19 protein-coding genes are annotated in these 26,488 nt (G+C 43.7%); 11 read left to right on the top strand and 8 right to left on the bottom strand.

Features of this window, described 5'->3' with window-relative positions:
* Positions 1-171 precede the first annotated feature (171 nt).
* The 3 genes from AACU28_RS14870 (at position 172) to AACU28_RS14860 (ending at position 4,443) form a co-directional block, all read left to right on the top strand.
* Entirely contained in the window at positions 172-1,860 is a 1,689-nt protein-coding gene (locus tag AACU28_RS14870; protein ID WP_004733414.1) for an NAD-dependent malic enzyme, read from the top strand.
* Positions 1,861-2,074: 214 nt separating this feature from the next.
* Positions 2,075-2,875: a SanA/YdcF family protein gene (locus AACU28_RS14865; protein WP_029406252.1), complete on the top strand. Its 801-nt coding sequence runs from the start codon at positions 2,075-2,077 to the stop codon at positions 2,873-2,875.
* Between the two features lie 197 nt (positions 2,876-3,072).
* On the top strand, positions 3,073-4,443 hold the full coding sequence (locus AACU28_RS14860) for an SLC13 family permease (RefSeq protein ID WP_102450415.1): 1,371 nt from the start codon (positions 3,073-3,075) through the stop codon (positions 4,441-4,443).
* A 318-nt stretch (positions 4,444-4,761) separates the two neighbouring features.
* On the opposite strand, the gene AACU28_RS14855 is transcribed toward AACU28_RS14860, so the two are convergent.
* Together AACU28_RS14855 and AACU28_RS14850 are read right to left on the bottom strand one after the other, a co-directional pair.
* Entirely contained in the window at positions 4,762-5,112 is a 351-nt protein-coding gene (locus AACU28_RS14855; RefSeq protein ID WP_004733411.1) for a GlpM family protein, read from the bottom strand.
* A 124-nt stretch (positions 5,113-5,236) separates the two neighbouring features.
* Positions 5,237-6,532 carry a GGDEF domain-containing protein gene (locus tag AACU28_RS14850; protein ID WP_121603135.1) on the bottom strand — a complete coding sequence of 432 codons (1,296 nt, stop codon included), beginning with the start codon at positions 6,530-6,532 and terminating at the stop codon, positions 5,237-5,239.
* 304 nt (positions 6,533-6,836) lie between these two features.
* Between AACU28_RS14850 and AACU28_RS14845 the strand changes: the two genes are divergently transcribed.
* Positions 6,837-7,661 carry a DUF2797 domain-containing protein gene (locus AACU28_RS14845; protein WP_017070245.1) on the top strand — a complete coding sequence of 275 codons (825 nt, stop codon included), beginning with the start codon at positions 6,837-6,839 and terminating at the stop codon, positions 7,659-7,661.
* Between the two features lie 245 nt (positions 7,662-7,906).
* Here the strand turns inward: AACU28_RS14845 and AACU28_RS14840 are convergent, their stop codons facing one another.
* A complete protein-coding gene (locus AACU28_RS14840; RefSeq protein WP_121603683.1) occupies positions 7,907-9,130 on the bottom strand; it encodes a sensor domain-containing diguanylate cyclase in 1,224 nt (407 codons plus the stop codon).
* A 400-nt stretch (positions 9,131-9,530) separates the two neighbouring features.
* A complete protein-coding gene (locus tag AACU28_RS14835; protein ID WP_121603134.1) occupies positions 9,531-10,415 on the bottom strand; it encodes a LysR family transcriptional regulator in 885 nt (294 codons plus the stop codon).
* 234 nt (positions 10,416-10,649) lie between these two features.
* Here AACU28_RS14835 and AACU28_RS14830 point away from each other — a divergent pair, with 234 nt between their 5' ends.
* A complete protein-coding gene (locus AACU28_RS14830) occupies positions 10,650-11,321 on the top strand; it encodes a type 1 glutamine amidotransferase domain-containing protein (protein WP_121603133.1) in 672 nt (223 codons plus the stop codon).
* A 193-nt stretch (positions 11,322-11,514) separates the two neighbouring features.
* Here AACU28_RS14830 and AACU28_RS14825 read toward each other — a convergent pair whose 3' ends face one another.
* Positions 11,515-12,750 (bottom strand): cysteine desulfurase-like protein, encoded by a 1,236-nt coding sequence (locus tag AACU28_RS14825; protein ID WP_121603132.1) that lies wholly within the window; start codon positions 12,748-12,750, stop codon positions 11,515-11,517.
* A complete protein-coding gene (locus AACU28_RS14820) occupies positions 12,734-13,390 on the bottom strand; it encodes a 2OG-Fe dioxygenase family protein (protein WP_004733405.1) in 657 nt (218 codons plus the stop codon). Before AACU28_RS14820 ends, AACU28_RS14825 begins: the two co-directional genes overlap by 17 nt.
* 1,116 nt (positions 13,391-14,506) lie before the next feature.
* On the opposite strand from AACU28_RS14820, the gene AACU28_RS14815 reads away from it, so the two are divergent.
* Positions 14,507-15,403 (top strand): hypothetical protein, encoded by an 897-nt coding sequence (locus AACU28_RS14815; RefSeq protein ID WP_102450586.1) that lies wholly within the window; start codon positions 14,507-14,509, stop codon positions 15,401-15,403.
* Positions 15,403-17,079: an RNA-directed DNA polymerase gene (locus AACU28_RS14810; protein ID WP_121603131.1), complete on the top strand. Its 1,677-nt coding sequence runs from the start codon at positions 15,403-15,405 to the stop codon at positions 17,077-17,079. Before AACU28_RS14815 ends, AACU28_RS14810 begins: the two co-directional genes overlap by 1 nt.
* A 226-nt stretch (positions 17,080-17,305) precedes the next feature.
* On the opposite strand, the gene AACU28_RS14805 is transcribed toward AACU28_RS14810, so the two are convergent.
* A complete protein-coding gene (locus AACU28_RS14805; protein WP_121603130.1) occupies positions 17,306-17,692 on the bottom strand; it encodes a DUF6575 domain-containing protein in 387 nt (128 codons plus the stop codon).
* Positions 17,693-18,004: 312 nt separating this feature from the next.
* Here AACU28_RS14805 and trxB point away from each other — a divergent pair, with 312 nt between their 5' ends.
* The 4 genes from trxB to AACU28_RS14785 all read left to right on the top strand — a co-directional run bounded on the left by trxB (position 18,005) and on the right by AACU28_RS14785 (position 24,259).
* Positions 18,005-18,964: a thioredoxin-disulfide reductase gene (gene trxB / locus AACU28_RS14800; RefSeq protein ID WP_012603688.1), complete on the top strand. Its 960-nt coding sequence runs from the start codon at positions 18,005-18,007 to the stop codon at positions 18,962-18,964.
* A gap of 161 nt (positions 18,965-19,125) precedes the next feature.
* On the top strand, positions 19,126-20,910 hold the full coding sequence (gene cydD, locus AACU28_RS14795) for a heme ABC transporter permease/ATP-binding protein CydD (RefSeq protein ID WP_121603129.1): 1,785 nt from the start codon (positions 19,126-19,128) through the stop codon (positions 20,908-20,910).
* Complete coding sequence (gene cydC, locus AACU28_RS14790; RefSeq protein ID WP_121603128.1) at positions 20,903-22,624, top strand: heme ABC transporter ATP-binding protein/permease CydC; 1,722 nt, start codon at positions 20,903-20,905, stop codon at positions 22,622-22,624. The genes cydD and cydC overlap by 8 nt, the downstream gene beginning before the upstream one ends.
* 231 nt (positions 22,625-22,855) lie before the next feature.
* Complete coding sequence (locus tag AACU28_RS14785; RefSeq protein ID WP_121603127.1) at positions 22,856-24,259, top strand: hypothetical protein; 1,404 nt, start codon at positions 22,856-22,858, stop codon at positions 24,257-24,259.
* 91 nt (positions 24,260-24,350) lie between these two features.
* On the opposite strand, the gene AACU28_RS14780 is transcribed toward AACU28_RS14785, so the two are convergent.
* Positions 24,351-26,234 (bottom strand): methyl-accepting chemotaxis protein, encoded by a 1,884-nt coding sequence (locus AACU28_RS14780; RefSeq protein ID WP_121603126.1) that lies wholly within the window; start codon positions 26,232-26,234, stop codon positions 24,351-24,353.
* Positions 26,235-26,488 lie beyond the last annotated feature (254 nt).

The following is a 26,488-nucleotide window of genomic DNA, read 5'->3' as shown; positions in this document are numbered from 1 at the left end:
CGCGAAAAAGTGTGAGCGAAGTATAACGAATTATGGCGCTAGAATTCGATAAGTGTGGGACATGGGTAAGAATATCATTTTGTTTGCAAAGATCGGAGGGAAACTATTTACAATTGAATAACTAAACCGTTATCATTTTTCGGTTACCCTTTCTCCCATATTAGGCATCCAATGAACAACGATAAACGCCCTCTATATATCCCTTATGCTGGTCCTGCTCTACTAAGTACCCCTCTTTTAAACAAAGGCAGCGCATTCTCTGCTGAAGAGCGCAGTTCTTTCAACCTTGAAGGCTTGTTACCGGAAACGACCGAAACAATCCAAGAGCAAGTAGGACGTGCATACAAGCAATATTGTAACTTCGAAAGTGATATGGATAAGCATATCTACCTTCGTAACATCCAAGACACTAATGAAACGCTTTTTTATCGTTTAGTTCAAAACCACATTTCTGAAATGATGCCTATCATTTACACGCCAACGGTTGGCGCAGCATGTGAGAACTTCTCAAATATTTACCGTCGTGGCCGTGGTCTGTTTATCTCATACCCGAACCGCGATCGTATCGATGACCTACTGAACAATGCGACAAACCACAACGTTAAAGTTATCGTGGTTACGGATGGTGAGCGTATTCTTGGTTTGGGAGACCAAGGTATCGGTGGCATGGGTATTCCAATTGGTAAGCTAGCACTGTACACAGCTTGTGGCGGTATCAGCCCAGCTTACATGCTACCTATCGTGCTCGATGTGGGTACAAACAACCCTCAACGTCTTGCAGACCCAATGTACATGGGCTGGCGTCACCCTCGTATCACAGGTGCTGACTATGATGCATTCGTTGAAGAGTTCATCCAAGCGGTTCAACGCCGTTGGCCTGATGCATTAGTTCAGTTCGAAGATTTCGCACAAAAGAACGCAATGCCACTGCTTGAGCGTTACAAAGATCGCCTCTGTTGTTTCAACGATGACATCCAAGGCACAGCAGCCGTAACGGTTGGTTCTCTACTTGCAGCATGTAAAGCAGCAAACAGCAAACTTTCAGATCAACGCATCACCTTCTTAGGTGCGGGTTCTGCAGGTTGTGGTATTGCTGAAGCTATCATTGCTCAAATGGTGTCTGAAGGTATCAGCGATGCACAAGCACGCTCTCAAGTTTACATGGTCGACCGTTGGGGTCTGCTACAGGAAGGCATGCAAAACCTGCTTGATTTCCAACAGCGTCTCGTTCAAACCAACGAAAACACCAAAGACTGGGAAAGCGACGGCACTGGCTTCTCTCTACTAGACGTTGTTCGCCACGCGAAACCAACCGTATTAGTTGGTGTATCTGGTGCTCCAGGTCTGTTCAGCAAAGAAGTCATCAAAGAGATGAACCTACACTGTGAACGCCCTATCGTGTTCCCACTGTCTAACCCAACAAGCCGTGTTGAAGCAACTCCAAACGACATTATTCGTTGGACTGATGGTCAAGCACTGGTTGCGACAGGTAGCCCATTTGAGCCAGTCACTCATAACGGCACCACTTACCCAATCGCTCAGTGTAACAACAGCTACATCTTCCCAGGCATTGGCCTTGGTGTATTGGCTGTGAATGCTTCACGTATCACTGATGAAATGCTGATGGAATCAAGCCGTGCGCTTGCTACGTGTTCTCCACTTGCTATCAATGGTTCAGGTGCGCTACTTCCACCATTGGAAGAGATTCACACCGTATCTAAGAAGATTGCTCTTGCCGTTGGTAAGAAAGCGATTGAGCAAGGTGTTGCACTAGAGATCACTGAAGAAGCACTGCAACAAGCGATTGACCAGCACTTCTGGCAGCCGGTTTACCGTCGCTACAAGCGTACTGCATTCTAATAAAGCGTGCTGTACTTTGAATAAAGTGCACTGCGCTTGGAATAAAGAGCACTGCGCTTGGAATAAAGAGCGTTAACTACTCTTATAAGAGCCTCTGCAACTGCAGGGGCTTTTTTCTTTACACTGTCTTGTCTTTTTAACTGATTTTTCTCATTTTTATTTGGTATTATCGAGCACTCAAAAATTAATGCTCAGTCAAAGGACCATACCGAGAGTGAAATTTGATTCTCACATTATCCGTAGCTACATAAAAAAAGCTTACAAAAAACTGCAAGGTTTTCTGTTTGGCGCTTTCCTCGTGTTCTTAGTTGGCAGCGCTGCGGTTATTGCGATCGATTATTGGGTTTCATGGCAAGCGGAAGATCGCATCATCTACGATATTGATGACGTGCCCGAGCTTGAGGTCGCGGTTGTGCTTGGCACAAGCAAATATCTGGGTCGAACACTCAACGACTATTATAAGCACCGAATCGAAGCCGCGATTGAGCTGTTCGATCGTGAGAAAGTTGACCAATTTCTACTGAGTGGCGATAACGCTCATCGCTCTTACAATGAACCGTGGACGATGAAACGCGACTTGTTGAAAGCGGGTGTCCCCGATGAACGCATCAATCTAGATTACGCAGGTTTTAGAACCTTGGACTCGATTGTTCGCGCTAAAAAGATATTCGATACTGATAATTTTCTGATCATCACTCAGAAATTCCACTGTGAAAGAGCGCTATTCATCGCCAATTCTTACGATATTCATGCGCAGTGTTTGGCGGTTTCAGGACCAACTCACCATTCGGGAACCTCAATACGTTTACGTGAAGTGTTTGCGCGCACCAAAGCATTCCTTGATCTGTATATTATGGGGACAACGCCAAAGTTCCTTGGACCTAAAGAGCCAATTCAACCCAGTCCAAAACCGGAATCATTTCCGATTCCAAACCCTATTACTGACCCCACTGTAAACCCTGTTGTAGACCCTACAGCAAGCCCTATTTTAGAACCAGCAGAGACCGATGTGTAGAAAACTACACATTTTGAATTTGTTGCCTCACACTTCCCCATTGTTAAGCAAAAACACACCAACACTCCTTTATTAACTTGAGTAACATTCTTCCAACAAAGTCTGACCCTACATCAAGCTATATACCTCGAAAATAATAAGCACGACTCAATGAAGGTCGTGCACCAATAAAACGAGGATAACAAAAGGAGCGTCTTATGACGGCACTTGTTACTACACTGAAACACTGGTTGTTTACCCGCAACAGCATGATCTTAATTGGTAATTTCACGTTATTTGCAGTTTTGCTCAATAATCTCCCTTTCGAATCACAAGTGAATACGGGGTTGAGTATTCTCGTGTTCGTTGCCATTTTATGGTTAACAGAAGCTATTCACGTCAGCATCACCGCTTTGCTCGTTCCCCTATTGGCTGTCTTGTTTGGTGTATTCAACACGCCCGCTGCGCTGGCTAACTTTTCGAACCCAATCATCTTCCTGTTCATGGGTGGCTTCGCATTGGCAGCCGCTCTGAACAAGCAAGAGTTAGATAAAGCGATTGCTGACAAAGTACTGTTGATTGCAAAAGGCAGAATGTCTGTCGCCGTGTTCATGCTGTTCGGTGTGAGTGCGGGCTTATCAATGTGGATCTCTAACACCGCAACCACAGCAATGATGCTTCCTCTTGTTCTTGGCATCATGAACAAGGTTGACCAAAGTGAAGACCGCAACACCTACGTGTTCGTACTATTGGGTATCGCTTACTGTGCTTCAATCGGTGGTATCGCAACCTTAGTGGGTAGCCCACCAAACGCAATTGCTGCCGCAGAAGTTGGTTTAAGTTTCACAGAATGGATGGCGCTAGGTCTACCTATCTCAATGATCTTATTGCCAATCACAATGGTTGTCCTGTACGTGATGACTAAGCCAAAGCTCGACCATAAATTTGAGCTAGACCACGCTCCTGTAGAGTGGACAAACAGCAAAAAAATCACACTGTCTATCTTCCTTTTAACCGTAACGCTTTGGATATTCGGAAAACCAATCAACGCAATGATTGGCGGATTCTCTAAGTTTGATAGCTTGGTAGCGATTGGTGCCATTGTACTGCTTGGCGCTTCTAGAGCGGTTGAATGGAAAGATGTCGAGAAGACAACGGATTGGGGTGTGCTTATCCTGTTCGGTGGCGGTATCTGTTTAAGTAACATTCTTAAAGCGACTGGAACCAGCGTATTCCTAGCACACTCACTAAGCGGATTTTTAGAAACAGCAGGTGTACTTCTTACGATTCTAGCCGTGGTAGCGTTCGTGGTATTCCTAACGGAGTTTGCGAGTAACACAGCGAGTGCGGCATTGCTTGTCCCTGTATTCGCAACCATTGCTGAAGCGCTGGGTATGTCACCTGTTATCTTATCTGCACTGATTGCGATTGCCGCATCTTGTGCCTTCATGCTACCAGTCGCGACACCACCTAATGCGATTGTATTTGGCTCTGGTCATATCAAACAAAAAGAAATGATGCGAGTCGGTATGGTGTTGAACCTAGTTTGTATCCTAGTACTAACACTGTTCGCTTGGATCTTCTGGTAAGCACTAACGCCCTATAGACTTATGTTTATAGGCAAGAGCTTAGATACACATATTTATAGGTAAATGCTTATAGATAAATGTTTACAGGAATGCCCCCCTAAAAAAATCTGGTTGCAGCTTCCCCCGGCTCAACCAGTACAAAAATACCCGCTCAGCTAACAAGATCAGTTTAACTAACAAAACCAGCTAAACGGGCATCTAAAAACAAGAAACGCTTTTCCCTTTTGGTGGCCCCGCGCCACCTTTTTTGTGTCAGCTTGTCACCTTTTTTGTATCAACTTGCCGCCAACCACTCATTACCGTTCTAAGATCTGGCTCTCACGCCACACTTGGCACCAAACGCGTCCAACCTAACAGCAGCATAGAAGCACACATAACCCAAACGACAGTGGCTAAAGAAAGCGTCGATACCAAATTGTAGCGATAACTGAACACATAAACCGCGCCAAGATAAGCCGCGTATGGCACAAGCGAGAACAAGCCAAAGAGTGCCGTGGTACGTAACTCCACCATGGTTTGTTCCGTGCCAACAATGTAGTGAGCAATCAGAGCAAAGGTTGGAAACAACGGCACTAACCCTGCGATGTAAAAGCTCTTACTTTTCGACAGCAGCGCAATCAACAAAACAGCCGCCGCACCAAGCAAACATTTAAAGAACAGTGAGATCATTTTTTATACGCTATCCAAGCAAATCAACAAAGGCTCTAGAGGGTAAACTCATATAGCGCCCATAAAAATGCCACACGTCACATATGCACGTGTGGCTTATAAACTAACCAAAACAATTTTCAGATTAGTGACTCAAGATCACCTGATTTCGGCCTGAATGCTTCGCTTGATATAGAGCTTCATCAGCGCGAGCAATGGTCTCTGTCACCCGCTCTTGTTTCATCTCAGCAATACCGATGCTGCAAGTGAGTGGATCGCCATGAACCCAAAGGTGTTGGCTGACCAACAGTCGTATTTTCTCAGCCTTTCTTTGAGCTTCACCAGCCTCAGTCTCCGGGCAAAAAACAATAAACTCTTCACCACCCCATCTCACCAACTTGTCGGAAGCGCTGATCGAACTGCCCACCACCATGCTGAATTCTCGTAAAATATGATCACCCATTTGGTGTCCGTATTTATCGTTGACGCTCTTGAAGTAGTCGATATCGAGATACAACATACTCAGCTTTCCATGCCCCTGCTTTACCTGCTGAGACTGCATTTTTAGCCAATCACGAATCGCGTGTCGGTTGAGAATCCCAGTCAGTTCATCACGATGAGCCTTTTCTGAAAACTCAAAGTTTTGCTCTCTCAGTGCTCGATTGACGTTCTTTAAATGATGATGTCTTTTCTCTGCAAGCACCATGCGTTTTCTTGAACGGTTTAACTCAGACAATAAGAATACGGTGCCTGTACCAACCCAAACAAACAGTAAGATAAGGAACAAGCTTTCGCCTGAAATATAAGATCCCTCGAACTCAATACTACGGATGACTATTCTGTGGTGACCCAGTTTCGCACCAGACGCAGTAGCAAACTCGACCATATTCACATTCGAATACTCAGGCGCTGAATGCTCTAGCGCAATCTCGTTATCCGCTAACCACCATGTCATTACTTGCAGGTTTTTGATCGGAATCTCAATCACACCACCATCCACGCCAGGAGAAAACTCCATTCCGTTGTACTTATGCGTGTACTCGTCATCAGGAACCGAATAAGCAGGATTATAATTACGCAGGTAAGTTCGCAAACGACCGCTAGAATCGGCCTCCGCATGGTAATCAATATTGACTCTAAAGGTGTGGTACTGAGAAAGGTCAAGGCCAGTGGTAATGTCTGGGTTGATACGAATCGATAGGCCGCAATAAGGCCACGGATACTCAGACCTTTTAAGCTCGCAGTCGAGAATATACTGGCCATTTTGATAAGATAATTGGGACGTACTGACACCCCTATCCACTTGATCGCTGGTCGCGATAAACTCATATTTATCCGGCGTAATTGCCGTTATCACACGATTTCCGCTCACACGGTAATACTGGACAATCGCCAGCGTCGTGATAACTAAAAAGATGACTATTTTATGGATCCACTTCACGTCTAAGCTTCCGGCTTAAGGTCCCTATAGTTGGGATTTCACGATAGAAAATAAGTTAGGTAAATTAGTGATCTTAATGCCAATAATTTACTAAAAAACGTTATATCACGCCTGAACAAAATGTCATACCATAATTTTGAACGAGCGTTTACTCATCAATTATCCATCGCAATAATCAAGTAATATTGCGTATTAAAACGGACTCTATTTGTTATACTCATCGCATAATCATCGTTAACCGTAGCGCCTGCTTACAGAGCGTCCGAGTCGACGAAATAATAATCAAAATACAACGAGTAATGTCATGTCTTTATTAGCAAAAGGAACACTCAAGAAAATGAGTGCTTCGCTCGATGGTGCGGTTACCTACCGTTTACCTGTCGGTGAAGAGTTTGTAGAGCTAAACCCTCTGATTGGTAAAACCATCAACCTCACTCACACCGGTAATATTTTTTGCTGCTCGTGTGGCAAGAAAACCAAGAAAAGCTACTCTCAAGGCCACTGCTTTGTGTGCATGAGAAAGCTAGCAAGCTGCGACATGTGCATCATGAAGCCAGAAACTTGCCACTACGATGAAGGTACTTGTCGTGAGCCTGAATGGGGCGAAGCGAACTGCATGGTTGATCACTTCGTTTACCTGTCGAACACATCAAGCCTAAAAGTGGGTATCACTCGTCACACTCAAATCCCTACTCGCTGGATTGACCAAGGTGCCACTCAAGGTCTACCGATCTTGAAGGTAAAAACACGTCAGATTTCTGGCCTGATTGAAGTTGAGTTAGCAAAGCATATTGCTGACAAAACCAACTGGCGCACGCTGCTTAAAGGCGACGGCGACGATATGGAGTTGGTAGAAAAAGCCAAAGAACTATTGCCGTTGGTTGAGGATAAAATCCAAGAGATCAGAGCGAAGTTTGGCGACGATGCAATCGAGATTCTTAGTGAGAACATCACTTCACTCAGCTACCCAGTTGAGCAGCACCCAGTGAAGATTGTTTCTCATAACTTTGACAAGAACCCTGAAGTATCTGGCGTGCTGCAAGGTATCAAAGGCCAATACCTTATCTTGGATACTGGTGTGATTAACATCCGTAAATTTGGCTCTTACGAAGTAGAAGTTTCTGCTTAGTAAGCCAACGGTTTTGAGATGTTCGCTGTTTTGATAAACCAAAGCTAAACGGTTTTGATCGGTGAAAGCTAAACGGCTTTGATGAGCTAAAACTAAAATGCCCTCAGCAATTGCTTGAGGGCATTTTTGTCTCATGACCAGACATTATAACGGGGTGACACCCTAGTTAGCTTTATTTTTTATGCTTCTAGATTTATTACTTATGCTGCTAAATTGATCGAGTTTACTCAATAGATTGAAGTCGTTTAGTGCGGTAATGCTTGGCTTATATCGTTGGCAAACACTTCTCCACACACGCAGTTCTTTCCATTCGCTTTGGCTCGATATAAAGATTGGTCTGTGAGGTTGACGAGTGCATCGATGGACACTTTTCCTTCGCAAGATCGACTATCACTCACTCCGATACTCACACTCACATTAAAACGAATCTGTTCGCCCACTTTGAACTCGACCTGATTAAATTTCTGTCGGATCTGATCAGAAACTTCTCGCGAAACGTTAGATGACGCATTGGGAATAAACAGAATAAACTCTTCTCCACCCCAGCGGCCTGCCACACCACCCACGCTCTCAACATTACGTTTAGTAATGTTAGCCAATGCGCAAATAACCTCATCGCCCACCATATGGCCGTAAGTATCATTGATCGATTTGAAGTCATCGATATCAAGCAGCATACTAACGACATGAGTATCAGAGGCAATATGTTCCCTTAACCACTCATAAATCGCTCTGCGATTGAGTAAGTCAGTCATTTCATCGTAATTCGCTTGATGAACCAATTGCTTTTCCAACATTACCTTTTGAGTTACATCTTCGAGCACAACCTGAACGGCCGGCTGACCTTGCCAAGTAATCGCATTATCGTAAATATTGAAGAATCGATGAATGCCATCGAACCCAATGTTTTCAACCACAGTGCTGGTTCCCGACAACTCACCCGACACGATCGCTTGATAGTGCTTACTGATGCCATCCGTATTCTGTTTTGGCACCAATGTAAGGATAGAGTCCAGCTTTAAAACCTCTTCTATGGAAGAACCACCCTGCATTTTAACCCACGATTGATTGACCATCAGCGGCTTGAACTCTCGATGAACCAAGATGCCCTGCCCTGATTGCATGATCATATCGTGATACATCTTATCTTGTTCACGCACCGCATTTTGTAGCTGAATCGCAGGGGAAAGATCGATCACCGTGACTTGCAGTGCTGGCCGACCTTGCCACTCTGTCACATGGTCAATAGAGAACACTGTGAACTCTCGACCATTGCGATCAACATTAACATAGGTGTGGACCTGCGGATCGCGTTGACCGCTGATCGTTTCAAGGTAATTTTGATAGGCTAAAACATGGTATTCTTCTGAGATTAGATCTAGGAAGCTATCTATATTAGTAAGTAGTTCTTCGGGTGATTGGTATCCATAGATGCGAGCATAATTAGCGTCAACACTAACTACATTCATATCTTGAATAGTTATTACACCGTACGTGGATTCGAAATTTATTGAAGACATTGCCAACTCCGCACTCTCGCTACACTCCACAAACTGGAGCATAACAACACATCCTGCCAACGCTTCCACACAATCTTTCACGCGTTAGGGGCATTAATATGGTATCTAGTATATCGTACTGCTACAGGCTTCTCTACAATTCTATCGCTAACACGAGTCACTAAAAGTAGACAAGTATCTCAATCCTATTACTCGCGTCAAAAAACAAAAAAAGATAACGTATATCTATGTAAGCATTAGCTTTTCTGTTTTCCGCTTTCAAATAGGTAGCTAGCGCTAATCACGACTCTTTTCAAATCCGTTCATTATTCACTTCTATCTTGTGGCTGTTAGCTTGAAACCTTGTCGGTTATTCATTCCAGTCCGAAAAGTAAGCGACTAAGAAGTCGATCGCTAGTCTTGCTCTCTGGGGTAAAAAACGGCGGTTTTGATATACGACCCAACTGCTGGTTCCTGCTCCCCAATACTCTTCAAGCACTGGGACAAGCTTTCCATTACTAAGGCCACCATTGAAGCTGCTTTTGGGTAGGTAGACAACACCAAGCCCCTCTTCACATGCTTTCAGTACTGCACTCGAATTGTTGCTGCGCCAGCGCCCATGCACTCGCACCGCATTTAACGGTTTACCCTCTTTCTCAAATAGCCACTGATCACTGTTGGCGATAATACAGCTGTGCATTTTTAACTGCTCTGGATGAGTCGGCGTACCAAATTGCTCTATGTAGTCTTTACTGGCTGCCGCCGCCATCGGGCGATCGACGAGCTTTCTTGCCACCAATCCTGAATCGTCCAATCGGCCATAACGAATCGCGAAATCGATGCCATCTTCGATGAAGTTAACCATCTTGGTATTGAAATTCATTTCTATGGTGAGCTCAGGATGATCTTTAGCAAATGCCATCAGCGCCGCCGCGACATGGTTTTCTGCAAACGCGCCTGCGGCACTCACACGCAAAGTACCGCTAAGCTGAGCCTGCTGAGAAGTCACTTGCTCGTTCGCTTGCTGAAGCCCAATGACCAAATCTCTACACTGCTGATAATAGGTGTGACCCGATTCGGTCAGGCTCACCATTCGTGTAGAGCGTGCAAGCAGTGCCACACCCACTCTCTCTTCTAACCTTGAAACTTGGCGGCTTACATGACTGGTACTGCAACCCAGTTGTTTTGCTGCTGCAGAAAAGCCGTGACATTCAGCTACCGCAACAAACTCATTAATACCTTCAAAGCTATCCATACTTCACCTGTTTACGTCTAACGAATTCACATTCGACTAATTCACATCCGACTATTGCTATATAGCAATAATGTTTTGCCTATTCGGCATATTATCACTCAAATGGTTTACTACTAGTATTACAGGTAACGAAACAGCGGCATCTCTATTAATAAAACCGAATGTCTGTCTTAAAAACGCGGATGTCTAAACAACGACGCTGAAACCAAACAAACGTGCTCAAAGGGACGAATCATGAAAAAAATACTAATACCTGTAACTAACCACGCAACACTAGGCGACACAGATCAAGCGAACGGTACTTACGCGCCTGAACTGACTCATGCTCTGAAAGAGATCATTGCTGCGGGTTTTGAGTACGACATCGCTTCTATCAAGGGTGGCAAAGGCCCATTGTACGGAACCGATATTGAAGGGGATTCAGTAAACGCTGAGATCTTGGCTGATGATGATTTCCAGAACCGTATCAACAACACGATTCCAGTAAGCCAAATTAACGTAGAAAGCTACGACGCTATCTTCTACCCAGGTGGTTTCGGTTTGCTTTCTGACTTAGCAACTGACGAGCAATTCGCAGCGATGGCGGCTAAGCACTATGAAGATGGCGGTGTGATCGCATCTGTATGTCACGGCCCAGCAGCCCTGCTTCCGATTGTTCTGAGCAACGGCGAGAAGTTACTGAGCTCTAAATCGGTGACTGGCTTTACTCGTGAAGAAGAGATCGACTTTGGCACCATCAATGACATTCCGTTCTTATTGGAAGAGTCTCTTGCTCGCAGCGCAGCGCGTTTCAACAAGGTTCAACCTTGGCAAGAGCTTGTGATTGTTGATGAGCGAGTGATTACTGGCCAAAACCCAACCAGCGCGCACGCTGTAGGTGCAACTCTGGTTAAGCACCTGTCTTAATTAAATCAAGGGCTTTTTCGATTAGCGATTAGCGATTAGCGGCTTTAGTCTTAGTGACCGTCCTAATAGAATAACTGCCGTTAAACAGATATAAGTTCAATCAAACAAAAAGAGCACACTTCCTACTCAATATTATTGAGAGAAGTATGCTCTTTTCTAATTTTGTAGCTATTAAAGTGCTAGTGGCTACTCGCTAGTGACTTCGTAAGATCCCTTCAAGCACATTAAACAACAAGTCGATCTCTTCAATCGAGTTGTAATGCATACACCCAATACGCACCACGCCCTGCTCTTCAATACCCAACTGCTTCACCAAACCTAATGCGTAGAAATGTCCGTTCCACACACAGATATTATGTTCACCTAACTTCTTAGCGATGAACTCTGGAGAGTGATTATCAAAGGTAATCGCAAACGTTGGGGTTCTTAGGTTCGAATCAAATTCGGTTTTCCCGTAAAGCTTTGCCCCTTCAAGATCGGACAAGCGTTTAAGGAAGTACTCACTGAGTTGGCTTTCATGCTTATTATAAAGCGCGTAGCTTTGCTCTAAACGAGAACGTAATGAATCGGCGGGATCACCTAACTGCGCCAAGTAATCCACCGCCGCAATCACACCGGCAAGGCCTTCGAAGCTTTGCGTACCTGTCTCAAATCGACCTGGGCCGATATTGGTTGCAGGCTCAACCTTGTAAGGCTTTAACGTGTGTAGCCATTGAGGCGCAACATAAGCAATGCCCACATGCGGGCCGAAGAACTTGTACGCTGAACACGCTAAGAAATCACAATTCAGCTGCTGAACATCAATCAAATGATGCGGTGCGTAATGCACGGCATCGACATAAACCTGCGCACCATGCTGATGTGCAAGCTCGATAACTTTCGCCATGTCGACAATCGAGCCTGTGGTGTTCGAAGCAAACGTCACCGCGACAAGTTTGGTTTTCTCGTTAAGCAGCGATTCAAAATGCGCCATATCCAAACTGCAATCCGACTCGTCTACACGAACTTGGCGAACAATCGCGCCTTTGTCGTCTGCCGCTTGCTGCCAGCTCGATACATTTGAGTAATGATCTAACGCCGTGACGATAACTTCATCGCCCTCTTTCCAATCGCGGCTGATCGCTCGGCTCAGTTGGAAGGTCAGAGATGTCATGTTCGCACCGAACACAACGTTGCCAGAAGACTCCGCATTAAGCAGTGCTTGCGCCGCTTCTCGCGCTTGCTGCATTAAGCTTGTGGTCTTTTGGCTAGAAAAATAGTGGCCGCCTAGGTTTGAATTGAAATGCCCTAGGTATTCGGTCATTGAAGCTAAAACATTCTCAGGCACCTGAGATCCACCCGGACCATCAAAAAAGGTCACCGGCTTGCCGTTATGATATTGGCCTAAAGCACTAAACTGTTGGCGCACATCATTAAGAGTGAAGGACATTGCGCGCATCCTTAGCTGTTAGAACAAACACATCCATGTAGCCCATCTCATCGTGGTCTATGGTGCGAATCGGTTGTGCATTGTGCCAAAGCTTACTGTCTGCCAGCATCGCAACCTCGCCATCGCCTAACACTTTTCTAAAGAATGGCGCTTCATGTGAGTCTTGATACAGCATGATTTCACCACCCACAATGTTATGTCGGTTCACGCCGATCAAAGCGATGTGGTCAAAACCATCTTGGTGAACCCCTTCAGGAGCAACCTGAGTTTCTTCAAAAATAGCGGCAATGCGGATCTGATGGATTTCGATTTCTTGCCCGTCTTCAAGCCCATTGGTTTCAATAAACAGTTCACACATTTCCTGCATGCCTTCACTGCTTAGAATCTTCGCTTCAATCGGCTCGAACTGACGAACAACGTCACCTTGAAAGTGATTAATGTTTTCAGACTGAACAAAGTTATGTTTGTCTTGCTCAACGACTTGTCCATTACTGAATTGAACCACCGAGTATCTTCTCAATCGGAACTGGCCATCCGCATGCTCTGTGCTTGGAAGCTTAGAGAATGATGGTGACAACTCCTCAACCGCGTGGTTACTGAGGTGGGTAATATGTAGGGTATTTTCGTGAGCATGTAACATCATCGACTCCTTAATGATTGTTAATTTACTTTCGATATTTAACGTTTTGTTTACATAAAGGATACTTGAAGATCTTGTCAAATCAACATTAAACAATCATTTATCCCGTCAGATTTAATAATTCAGACACTAAATCCAATTTGAAAATAAAAAGCAGTGTATAACACCAGAATAAAAGATGACCAACTCTTAAAACTAGCACACTCCACTAGCTAGTTATAAATCCCTACAAATTTAAATCTAACGATATTATTAACTGGCGAGCCATGTTTCATATTGTGTCAGCCCTTTCGCTTCAATACGCCAGCCTCCTTGCATGAACTCAAGTACCACGCTCGCCATCATTCATTTCTATGCTTTTACACAGCAAAATACGACCTACCTATCAATTGCCAAGCTATTGATTATTTACACAACAAACTGAAATTGGTTAATTTATGAGTACGCCAGAAACCAAACGCCTTTGCTTGCGCGTCTGGAACAGGTCGAGTTCGGGGGGAACTCGGCCGCCCTCAAATCAATTTACTTCCTTTTACACCGCAGCTTCACTGACCTTTCAGTCACGAAAACGTCTGTCTTCACTAAGCTCTAGCCTCAAACACCTATTGTTATGCTCAATAAAACAACTGAATGGCGACAATGCCAAGTTTCAAATGGCGCGTACCTAACTCGAATTGATAATGTGGTTTATGTGAATTGCTTGAAATGGAATATTGCGAGAGGAATTTACTTTGTAGTTTCTAACAACTAAGAGCATGAAGCTTTTGAAATCAGTCATAACAACGGACGTAACTTCAAGATCATCGGCAGGTATTCACCAATGTTAGACGTTCACAAATGTTAGGCGTTCATCGCTAACACGTTAATGCCTCATTCAAAGTTAAGCTTTTACTCATACGCATCATATTAATGTACATTTTTCATACTGAAACTTATCCCTTTAATACTGTTCACAGTGAATCCTCGTGATATATCACGGGTAAGTTCGACGTAACAACACGTTCTATAAACATTAAGGAACTGATTTTATATCCACATATTGACTATTTACTATCTTATTGATTTAGCAATAGTATAATGGCCGTAATCCCCCATTATTGAGTACTCAACTATCGTATGACAGCTCACCCACTAGTTAACGAACAAAAGCAATTGATCTTGCCTCCTGAGTTGGCACGAATATTTGTCGAAAAGCTAAAGGCCATGGACAAATATGAGGAAGCGTCAAAATATACCCGAAAAGAAGACGACGAAGGACCAATTGGAGGCGATACCCTTGAGGCAACAGAAGAGCACTTCTGTACTCGTTTTTCAAACTCTTGTGTTCGACTTCAATATGTAATGATTGACCCTGACAAAAAGTTTGTAGATGCCGCAAGTCAATTTAGTTCATCGTTTTACAATGGAGAAGTTTGCTTAGTTGATATCCCTTGCGGTACTGGAGCTGGGTCGCTATCTTTACTGCATACTTTGTGCGACTTACGTGACGCAGGTCTAGCGCCACCAACCAAGTTAAAAGTACATATTTACGCAGCGGACTACTCTAACCATGTTTCAGGTATTTTATCTCATATGATAGATGCTTCTCTTGCTCGATTTACTGCGTGCAATATACATGTGACCTATGAAATTCATCATTGGGACGCATTTGATATAACATCTACTTCTAACCTTGTTGATAATGTTAAAGCTATAAAATGTAATGAATATTTTATTTTGGTTTCTGCATTTAACGGTGTTGGCCATGACAATTATCAAGAGATCAAACCATCATTAGATCTGATCCAAGGTTCATTTGCTAACCAAAACTTCACTTTGATACATGTTGAACCTAGCTCAAATAAAGGTATGAAGTTTCTGAAAAGTATTGCAGGCGCTGTTACTACAATGTTTAAGGGCAAAATATTCAGTAAAATTTTAAATATAAAGCCACGATTTGAATGGGTTGACCCCGTTAATGATCGCGTTGTACAAAGCTCTGTTTCTGTTCATTTAAATACGAGGAATGAGTAATGAGCGTTGCAAAGAAAATTGCAGTTCGAGCAATCAATAACTATAAATTTGTCTCGCCGATTACCTGCCTCGGCATAAAATGTCTTTTAAATCAATTCGATGATGACAATATTGACTCATTACTTCCAAAAGTTTTAGACAGAAAACTCAAAGTCAGTGACTCTTTCGACAAACGAAAATATCAGATATACAAGGAAGGTTTAAAGGATAAGACATATCGTTCAATGTATGTACCGTCACCGACTAACGCCTTGATCGAATCAAGTTTTTTATATAAGTTGTCCGACAGTGATTACGACGTGTCTAAGTCAGTTTTTAGCTACCAATTACCGACAGCCGGAACTAAATCTTTTAGTAGTTTTGAAAATTACTTCAAGATGTATACCGAAATGAATGATGGAATCACCACATTCATGAATGATAATAAAAAAGAAGGCGTTTTAATCGTTGATATTAAAAAGTTTTATACTTCTATTGACGATAGTAAGGCGCTAGAGAAATTCTATAAACGCCACGGAAACGTAAGTTTATTACGCGATGCTGTAGTTGCAGATAATGGCGGTTTGACTATTGGAATAAACCTCTCACATATAGTCGCGCAAGAATATTTGCGAGACTTCGATAATCTTATGATTGCTCAATTTGGTCAAGGATACTTCAGGTATGTCGATGATATTTCTATCCCTTGCGATCGAGAAGAATTGGATACCATCGTCGCTTATGTTAAGACCCATCTACCTCAAGAACTCAGCGTAAATTTAGAAAAGTTAGACTTTATAACGCGTGAAAATTGGTCAAATTTAATGGTAAGTCAAAGTGGTCAAAACAATCACATTAAGTTTTTTGAAATAGTAAACCTTTTCATTTCAGGTAACTTAGACCGATTAGATGATATCGAGTCTCACTTGCGCAAAAAGAACATATTTCTGCCAATTAATCGAGTTCGAAGCGATGTAACAACTGATACCTTTGATAGATTTTTGAAGCACATAAGCAAAGCCAATTTTTTCAGAACAAATCCAAGACGTTGGACAATAGATCGTTTCGATAACTTTTTATTAGACCGTAAAAAATTCCATTTAACGAGCTTAAAAGGCGTGATAGACGGTTTTGGTATCAACCTAGGCTCCAAAGAAATTAAAACACGAATTTGTATTAGAAATATCAATTTCCATTTAAGTAATTTGTACTATTTACTAAACGATGAAGAGCTTTTAGAGGTCGCAAATCTATTACCAGAGCATGAAGGATTGTACCCAGCACAATGCATTATTTCTTGCTTGGTGGATCAATCGTTCGATAACTTGACAAAGCTTAGTGCCAAGCATGTAAGTTTATTGGCGGAGCTTTGGATATCTCGCACAAAAGCCCCTTTTCAGTTTACTTGCTCAAAATACGATTCTGACTTTATAGAAAATATTACTTACTTAAGGTTAATGAATGTTATTACTTTCAATTTAGACGATGCCAAATCTTGCCTTGAAAAGGAGTCTTCGGATTTTCTGTCGGCGGTATTTGACAAAGAGACTAGAATTGAAGCGCCATCCGATTATAACGAAGAACTGCAAAGCTTATTGTTTAGATATACAGAACAGGAATTAAAAGCACTAATACTTAAGCCTTTAGATGTTGCTGTAGAGGCTAACTATTCGTTAGAGAGTTACTCTCTATATTAGACTTTAGTTTGTTAAATTATTTCCAAATAAAAGCCGGACTGAACAAGCCCGGCTTTTTCTCCTTGATATAACCTAAAAGAAGGACTGGTTAATCTAACAAGGTATTTCTTTGCTCCAGTTAAAATTGTTTTATCTGCTTGAAGCATAGTTCTGCTGCCTCCTCTTTGGTCATTCGGCTCTCTAAACTCTTGCTCATTTCGCGACGCTTCACAGCAAATATAATTAACTAAAACACACAAGCTTCTTCAAGATCGATGTCAAAATCAACGGGCGGTAGGTTGACTAAGTGCTTGTTCGTTGCATTCAGTAATTCGACTTTCGCGGGCTTCCCTACTTCGTTTGTGTAGATAGTCGCTAGGTAAAGTTTGTCTGAACGGTAGAACGCATCGTGAAAACTCACTTCTTTGTTTAACAAGCTGGCCAGCAATGGTTTGGTTACCGGAATGTAAGCCCACTTAATGCATTGGCCGTTGTCGTAATCCCCACTCCAATACACCATAAACCTTTGGGTGTTTTCATTCTTAACCGTGAAGCACTTCGGCCCTAAGACGTCTTGATACACTTCCAGTAGTTCCAATTTACCTAGCTGTGTGCCTGTTGGGAGTAAGTTCATTGCTCGTTCCTCATCTTTCTAACGTTGCCTATCAAACGTGCGTGCAATCTTATAATCAAATACTGTTTTTATATACAGTTATTTGATCATATTTTGATATGGCGGTTCGAAATCAAAAAGACGGCAGCAACAATCCATGAGGAAGACGGTGGTTTCGCCGATCTTTAAGCCACGAAAACGTTTGTCTTCATTAAGTTCTAACCTATAACGATTAATTACACTTCTGCCCTTGTTTACACTTTTATTGCCTCCATATTTTCCATACAATCCTAAGCGATTATAAATAAAAACAATTTCAATTTCGGAGTCCTCATGAGCGACGTAAAGCACTGTAATTTATTGATTCTTGGTTCTGGCCCTGCTGGCTATACAGCTGCAGTTTACGCTGCTCGTGCAAACCTAAACCCAGTACTGGTTACCGGTATGCAGCAAGGTGGTCAGCTTACAACCACGACAGAAGTAGAAAACTGGCCGGGTGATCCTGAAGGTTTAACGGGCCCTGCTCTAATGGATCGCATGAAAGAGCACGCAGAGCGCTTTGAAACAGAGATCCTGTTCGACCACATTAACGAAGTAGACCTATCTAACCGCCCTTTCCGTCTTAAAGGCGATTCTGGCGAGTACACGTGTGATGCATTGATCATCTCAACGGGTGCATCAGCTAAGTACCTAGGTTTAGATTCTGAAGAAGCATTTAAAGGCCGTGGCGTTTCTGCTTGTGCAACGTGTGATGGTTTCTTCTACCGCAACCAGAAAGTTGCGGTTGTTGGTGGTGGTAACACGGCTGTTGAAGAAGCACTTTACCTATCGAACATCGCGTCTGAAGTTCACCTAGTTCACCGTCGTGACACGTTCCGCGCTGAAAAGATTCTAGTGAAGCGTTTAATGGACAAAGTAGAGAACGGCAACATTGTTCTTCACACTGATCGCACGCTAGACGAAGTTCTAGGCGACGATATGGGCGTAACTGGCGTTCGTATTAAAGATACTCAGTCTGATAAGACAGAAGACATCGAGGTAATGGGCGCGTTCATTGCTATCGGTCACCAACCAAACACTGAAATCTTCAAAGGCCAAGTCGACATGAAAGATGACTACATCATTGTTCAGTCTGGTCTTGAAGGTAACGCGACACAAACCAGCATCCCTGGCGTATTCGCTGCGGGTGACGTAATGGACCACAACTACCGCCAAGCAATCACTTCTGCTGGTACAGGTTGTATGGCTGCACTGGATGCTGAACGCTTCCTAGATGGCCTTAACGATAAGTAAATCTGAGATTGCAGATTTAAATATCGAAGCCCTCACCTCAGTAGATGCAGGGTGTCATCACATTTTGTTGTAAATCCCTAGAGCCCAGTGGTATATCCACTGGGCTTTCTTTTGTATACTAGCCGCCCTCAACAAATAATAATTATCATTAAGCCTTCATAATGGATAAGAAAAAACAACGCAGCTTGAACAAGTGGCTTAAGCAACAGAGTAAGTTAGCGAAACGCTGGCTTATGATTGCGATTAGCCTTGGCGTACTTTCAAGCGTGTTCCTAATTGCTCAAGCAGCTCTTCTCGCCTCTATTCTTCACCAGCTGATCATCGATAACGTCGATAAATCTGAACTGGTTGGTCATTTCGCAGGCTTGGCATTATCGGTCGTTGGCCGTGCTGGCTGTACATGGGGACGTGAAATCGCAGGTTATCGCTGTGGTGAACAGATCCGTGTCTACATCAGGCAACTCATCCTAGATAAATTACGTGAGTTAGGCCCTGCTTACATTAAAGGTAAACCTGCCGGTACGTGGGCAACGCTGTTGCTAGAACAAGTAGAAGACATGCAAGACTTCTTCTCTCGTTACTTACCTCAGATGTCTTTATCTGTAATGATTCCATTCATTATTTTGGTTGTGGTGTTCCCAGTAAACTGGGCAGCAGGACTGATCTTCTTGATTACTGCTCCACTGGTACCTATGTTCATGGCACTTGTTGGTATGAAAGCGGCCGATGCAAACCGTAAAAACTTCAAAGCGCTGCAGCGTCTTTCAGGTCACTTTTACGACCGTTTACAGTCAATGACAACCATTCGTCTATTTGATCGCACCAACGCTGAAACAGAGGTACTTAAAGGTGCATCTGAAGTGTTCAGAACGCGTACCATGGATGTGTTGAAAATCGCTTTCTTGTCTTCTGCGGTACTTGAGTTCTTCACGTCTATCTCTATCGCGATGACCGCGGTTTACTTTGGTTTCACCTACATCGGTGAGCTGAACTTTGGCCACTACGGTGCAGGCATTACGCTATTCGCTGGTTTGTTTATCCTTATCTTAGCGCCAGAGTTTTATCAACCTCTACGTGACTTAGGTACTTTCTACCACGCGAAGCAACAAGCGGTTGGCGCAGCCGAAAGTATTGTCGAGTTCCTAGAAACAGACATCACTAAGGTTAAATCAGGCGACACTCAACTCGACCCGGCTCAAGGCATCAATATTGAAGCTACCGACCTAAAAGTGTTAAGCCCTGAAGGTGTTCAATTGGTTGGTCCTATCTCGTTCGCATTGAACACTCGCCAATCAACTGCGTTAGTTGGCCCAAGTGGTGCGGGTAAAACAAGTTTGATCAACGCTATCCTTGGTTTCATGCCTTATGAAGGAAGCTTGAAAATCAATGGTATTGAACTCCGTGACCTCGACTTAGCCTCTTGGCGTAAAACCATTAGCTGGGTTGGTCAAAACCCGTTGCTATTGCACGGCAGCATTCGTGACAACGTCACTCTTGGTAAGCATGATATCGCTGACCAAGTTGTCGAGAATGCACTTGAGCAATCATTTGCTAGCGAATTTGTAAACGAGCACGGCTTGGATTACATGATTTCTGATCGCTCTGGCGGCCTGTCTGTTGGTCAATCTCAACGTTTGGCTCTGGCTCGCGCAATGATTCAAGACGGTCAGTTCTGGTTGTTAGATGAACCAACAGCCAGCCTAGATACTCGTAGCGAACAGTTAGTGATGAAAGGCATCAATAGCAACATTGAAAGCCGCACTGCCCTACTTGTGACGCACCAACTCGCTCCTCTTAAATCAGTCGATAATATTCTGGTTATGCGCGATGGTGGTCTGGTTGAACAAGGTCATTACTCTCAGCTTTCAACTGCGGGTGGTTTGTTTGAAGAGATGCTGAACGCGAACTTAGCTCAACAAGATAATAAGGGTAATTTAGATGCGTGATTTACTGCCTTACCTGAAACTCTATAAAAAGCATTGGTTTGGCCTATCGCTAGGCATGCTATTGGCTTTTGCTACTCTGTCAGCTTCTATCGGCTTGTTAACGCTATCAGGCTGGTTCATTTCAGCTTCTGCGGTTGCAGGCCTTACGATTGCACGAGAAACCTTCAACTACATGCTACCGGGTGGTGGTGTACGTGGTTTGGCAATGAGCCGTACTGCGGGTCGTTGGGGTGAACGTGTTGTCAGCCACAATGCAACATTTAGACTGTTAACTGATTTACGTATCTTCTTCTTCAAGAAGCTGGCTCCGCTGATCCCAGGTCGTATTTCAAACCTTCGTGATGCTGATCTTCTGAACCGTTTGGTTGCTGATGTCGACGCGATGGATCACGTGTACTTGCGCTTAGTAAGCCCTGTGACGGTGGGTGTGTTCGGGATCTTCTTCCTGACTCTGTTCTTGATGTGGTTCGATAGTTCGCTTGGTTTGATCTTGGGTTCTATCCTTCTGATCATGCTGTTGGTTTGGCCAATCTTGTTCTACAAGCTGGGCAAGCGTAACGGCGGTGAACTGACACAGAACAAAGCAGATCTTCGTGTGACAACGCTAGATTGGATTGAAGGCTACAGCGAACTGACTCTATTCGGTGCAGAAGAACGTTACCGTAATGCCATTCTAGAGACGCAACGAAAGTTGATGGCTAATCAGTTTGTAAACGCTAACCTAACCGGTATGGCTTCGGCTGCATTGATGCTGTTCAACGGTTTGACGCTGGTTCTTATGCTTTGGCTTGCGGCTGACGGCGTGGGTGGTAATGCACCAGACCCGTTCATCGCGCTAATGGCATTCGCAACCATGGCAAGCTTCGAGCTATTAATGCCAATTGCAGGTGCGTTCCAGCATTTAGGTCAAACTCTGTCTTCTGCTCGTCGCTTGAACGAAGTTATTCTGTCGGAGCCTGAAGTTCAGTTTGCTGAAGAGAAACTCGACATCAACAAGCCGCTTGATATTACGTTCTCAAACGTGACGTTTAACTACCCGGACTCTGAGCGCAGCGTTCTGAACGCTGTTGACCTAACGATCCCTGCCACGAACAAGGTTGCGATTGTTGGTCAAACGGGTTCTGGTAAATCGACTCTGATTCAGCTACTGACTCGCTACTGGGATCCTAAAAAGGGCTACATCTCTATCGCGGGCATTGAACTGACTCAGTGGAACGAATCACAGCTTCGTGAATCAATCAGTGTAGTAAGCCAACGTGTCGACATTCTAAATGGCACTTTGCGTGACAACTTGTTGATTGCAAGACCAGAAGCAACCGATGATCACTTAGCGAATATCCTAAAAAACGTTGGCCTAGAAAAGCTGCTTGAGAATAATGCACTTGATAGCTGGTTAGGTGACGGTGGTCGTCAACTGTCTGGTGGTGAGAAGCGCCGTATTGGTATCGCACGTGCCATTCTTCATGATGCCCCTATCCTGCTTCTAGATGAACCAACAGAAGGCTTAGATAAGCAAACAGAACACAGCATCATGACACTGTTCGAGAAGCACTTTGAAGGGAAGACGGTTATCTTCATTACACACCGTTTGATTGGTCTAGAGTCGATGGATTCTATCGTTCTGATTGAACAAGGCGAGATTGTTGAGCACGGCTCTCATGAGAAACTGTTAAACGAAGCAGGACGTTATTTCCAACTTCGTCAGGCAATCTAGCGCCTCATAAGTTATAAAGAAAACCATCCAAAGCCCGAGTTTATATTCGGGCTTTTTTGTGTCTTTAATTCTATTACCGAACAGCTCCTAACCGACAACCAATAGCTTCAATAAATAACAAGCTATTCATTTGTAAGCGTGATCAATACAAAACTTACAAAGGCTTACCAAGAGCAAATGCCATTTCTTGTAACATGCAGGCTTTATAGCTTGCAGATAACTTGGTTCCCTATGGTATACAAACTCACTATTCCAACTCTTGTTCTGACTACGATGCTCACTGCATGCGGTGGCGGCGACAGCAATAACACTAGCGCGTCAAAGAATGTCATCGATGCATCAAGCGCAAAATCCGTTGTTAGCTTAGGAAGCAATTACTCACTGCATTTCAGCGTGAAGTCGCTTACTGCGGGTACAGACAAAAACGTGAACATTGATATCACTCAGTATGGTAATAATCTAAAATCTAGCGGCAGCTTCGCACAAGTTCACGGCGTTCCTGAGCGCAATTACAAAACTCAAAGAGATGCCGATATCACCTTTTCAGTAACGGCAACAAACTCTGCAGGAAAAACGTTTAACGTTGAAAATTTCGATATTTACTACGAGAACTTTAACGCAACAAAGACACTTGCAAAGCTTGCTATCGCCAAGGTTGAAAACGACATAAACAACGTCATTCGATGGAAAAAATCGGACACCGTAACCATCAATAAGCCATTCATTCTTGATAATATTGGCGTCAAATTTAATATCGATCAAATGAGACCTATGAACCTCTATGTTCGTGTAGGCAATACATTAAGTAATGGCATTCAATTTGTTCCATCCTTCGCTCAAAGCGCCTCAGAGACATTCTCACGAGTGCCTACAGCTGACTGTTCTGTTATCTCAAATACAACGGGTGAGCTGCTTACAAATGGCATCAAGCAACGAACTTGCGTAGAAGCTCATGGCTATAAGATCCCACTATTAATTGAAGACAAATCTGCAAACAATTCGGAAGCAAAGGTCGCTCATGTTAAGAACATCATGGAGTACTACCTTGATAGCTTCCCTGCTGAAGTGACTAAGGCAATTTACGACAGTAAAGCTGCGATGGCATTCCTATCAGATCAAAACTGGGATAAGAGAGTTGGTGACTTCTTAGAAGAAAATTACCGCTTCCAAGATCTGTTCGCGACTGAAACTACTGACACGACAACAGGCGAGAATAAACCGGATCTAGTCACTCAAAGAGACGCTGCGTTTGAAGAGATCATTCACTTTGTTCACGATTACGGTGTGATGAACCTAGCGGTGCAATCATCTTCGTCGAAATGGGCTACGATGCAAAAAGAGTTAGATGTGCTCAATGAGAAAGCGATTCTTGCAGGTTCTTACTTTCCAAACGGAAAAGACTCGACTAAGGATGAAGCAGACTTAGATGCAGAATCTTATGACCAAGAGTACCTAGCCTATTCTCTGTATGCCTACTACGACCTGAACCATAAAGGTTACAGCGCTGATGAGTTAAGTTCTGCGACGTTCACTGAGCTGCAAGCGAACGACCCTGCGATGATTAAATTTATGGAGCAGCACTTCCCTAAGCGAGTTGCCTTTAAAGCTAAATTCCCAGGTTACCCGAACAACTAGTTTGGATTCATAACTCTAACTAGCACGCACAAAAAAGCCGAATGTGATATTCACATTCGGCTTTTAAATAATGCTATTACAGATTAATCACTTAAAGCTTGAAGCGGCTGATTTCACTTTCTAGCTCGTGAGACAGTTCAGACAGCTGAGCTGCTTGTTCTGCAGCTTGGTGCGCTTCGTCTGCTAGCTCGTTAGATACGTCACGGATTCCTTCAGTGTTACGAGTAATCTCAGACGTTACTGACGCTTGCTCTTCTGCAGCAGAAGCAATCTGTGTTGCCATGTCGCTGATGCGTTCAACAGCAGCATGGATTTGCGTTAGGCTTGCAGCCGCTGAGTTCGCGTCATCAACACTGGTTTCAGCAAGACTACGGCTATCGTTCATGATGCTAACCGCTTTGCCTGTTGTACCTTGTAGCAACTCAATCGTTTGCTGAATCTCTTGCGTTGAACCGTGTGTACGTTGGCTCAGAACTCGAACTTCATCCGCTACAACCGCGAAACCACGACCTTGTTCACCCGCACGTGCTGCTTCAATAGCGGCGTTAAGTGCAAGTAGGTTCGTTTGTTCTGCAATACCTTGAATGTTAGACAAGATAGCATTGATGCTGTTGCCGTGCTCTTCAAGCTCTAGAATCACGTTGGTTGCGATTTGAACTTCTTGAGCAAGGTTTTGGATAGAGCTTTGAGTCTGTGTTACTTGACCAGTACCATGCTCACACGCGCCAACTGCTTCAGATGAGTTCTGTGCAGTATGGTCAGCGTTACCCGCGATCTCTTGTGTTGCTGCAGCCATTTCGTTAACGGCTGTTGCTACCATGTTGATCTCGTCTTGTTGCATTTGGATACGAGCACTACGTTCTTCAGCTTGAGAAGCCGTTTGACGTGCTTGGTTACCTAGCGCAGCAGATACTTCGCTTAGCTTGATCACCATGGTGTGCATGTTGCCTACAAAACGGTTGAAGTTTTCAGCAAGCTTACCAATCTCGTCATCGCTCTTAGGCTCAAGACGTTGAGTAAGGTCGCCCTCACCTGAAGCAATTTCTTCAAGTGCCGCTGAAACACGGTTCAAATCACGGAATAGGAAGCTCACTAACCAAGACACTAATACGATTACAATTAACGTAATAATGACAGCCGTTGTGATCAACTGAGTAAGTAGTGTTGAGTGGTTCGCTTCTTCTGTTGCTTTGTCCATCTGAACCGCGAAGATCCAGTTAGTGTTAGGCACCTTCGTGAAGTAAAGCAGCTTCTCAGCGCCACGTTCTTTGATGATCTCGATGCTACCCGTACGCACTGCGTTTTCGATAATTGGCATAGAGATGTCGTTTGAAAGCTGGCTTACCGGCTTCAGGCTCAGTGCAGAATCTGGGTGTGCTAGGAATGTGCCGTCAGAGGCATCAATTAGCATTGCGTAAGCGTTGTCACCAACATCAAGGCTGATTACATCGTTAACCAATTGGTCGATAAGTACGTCTGCACCCACTACACCAACAAGTTTGCCGTTATGACGCACAGGTTCCGCAATCGTTACTAGCAATGCTTTGGTGATCGCATCTTGGTAAGCCGTTGTAATGATTTGCTTACCTGCAGCGTTTGCTTCTTGGTACCAAGGACGTTGACGAGGATCGTAATCTGCACGATTACGTTCAGGATGTGAACGGTACATTCCGCCTTCTGGAGTACCTAAAAAGATATCGTCAAAGCCACCCGCTACACGAGCTTGCTTAAGGAAAGGAACAACATCATCCTCTCGTGAAAAGTCATTAAATGCTGATGCGATATCGGTGCGGATATCAATCCAGTTTTTAATACCTTCAGATGCTGCTTCTGATACGCTTTCAGCTCGCAGGTATACGCCGTTACGAGTCTGTTCAAATAATTGGTTTGCTGATAACCAAGTTAACGCTGTTGCCATAACGACAACAGCAGATAGGCTAGCACCTATTAACTTCTGCTTAAGTGTTAGTTTCATGTCAAAGTTTCACGAGTAGTGGGAAATCTCGCGCATACTACCCAATATCAGTATTAAATTCGAGCGATTTTATAATTTAATATCGGAATATAATTTTAAGCAAACCATAAGCTTACCTAATGTCAATTCCTTGGCTTGTCGCCAAATTTAAGGCGGAATTATCTCTACGGTTATTAGTATTTTTATCGCACTTTACACGATAAAAATAGACAAAAAACACGGTAAAGAAGAAACAAAAAAGGCAGAAGAGTTTC

The sequence above is a fragment of the Vibrio sp. SBT000027 genome (assembly GCF_963894355.1).
GTDB lineage: Bacteria > Pseudomonadota > Gammaproteobacteria > Enterobacterales > Vibrionaceae > Vibrio > Vibrio splendidus.
Note: the sequence above shows the minus strand (reverse complement) of the source record. Positions and strands in the feature narration are given on the sequence as shown.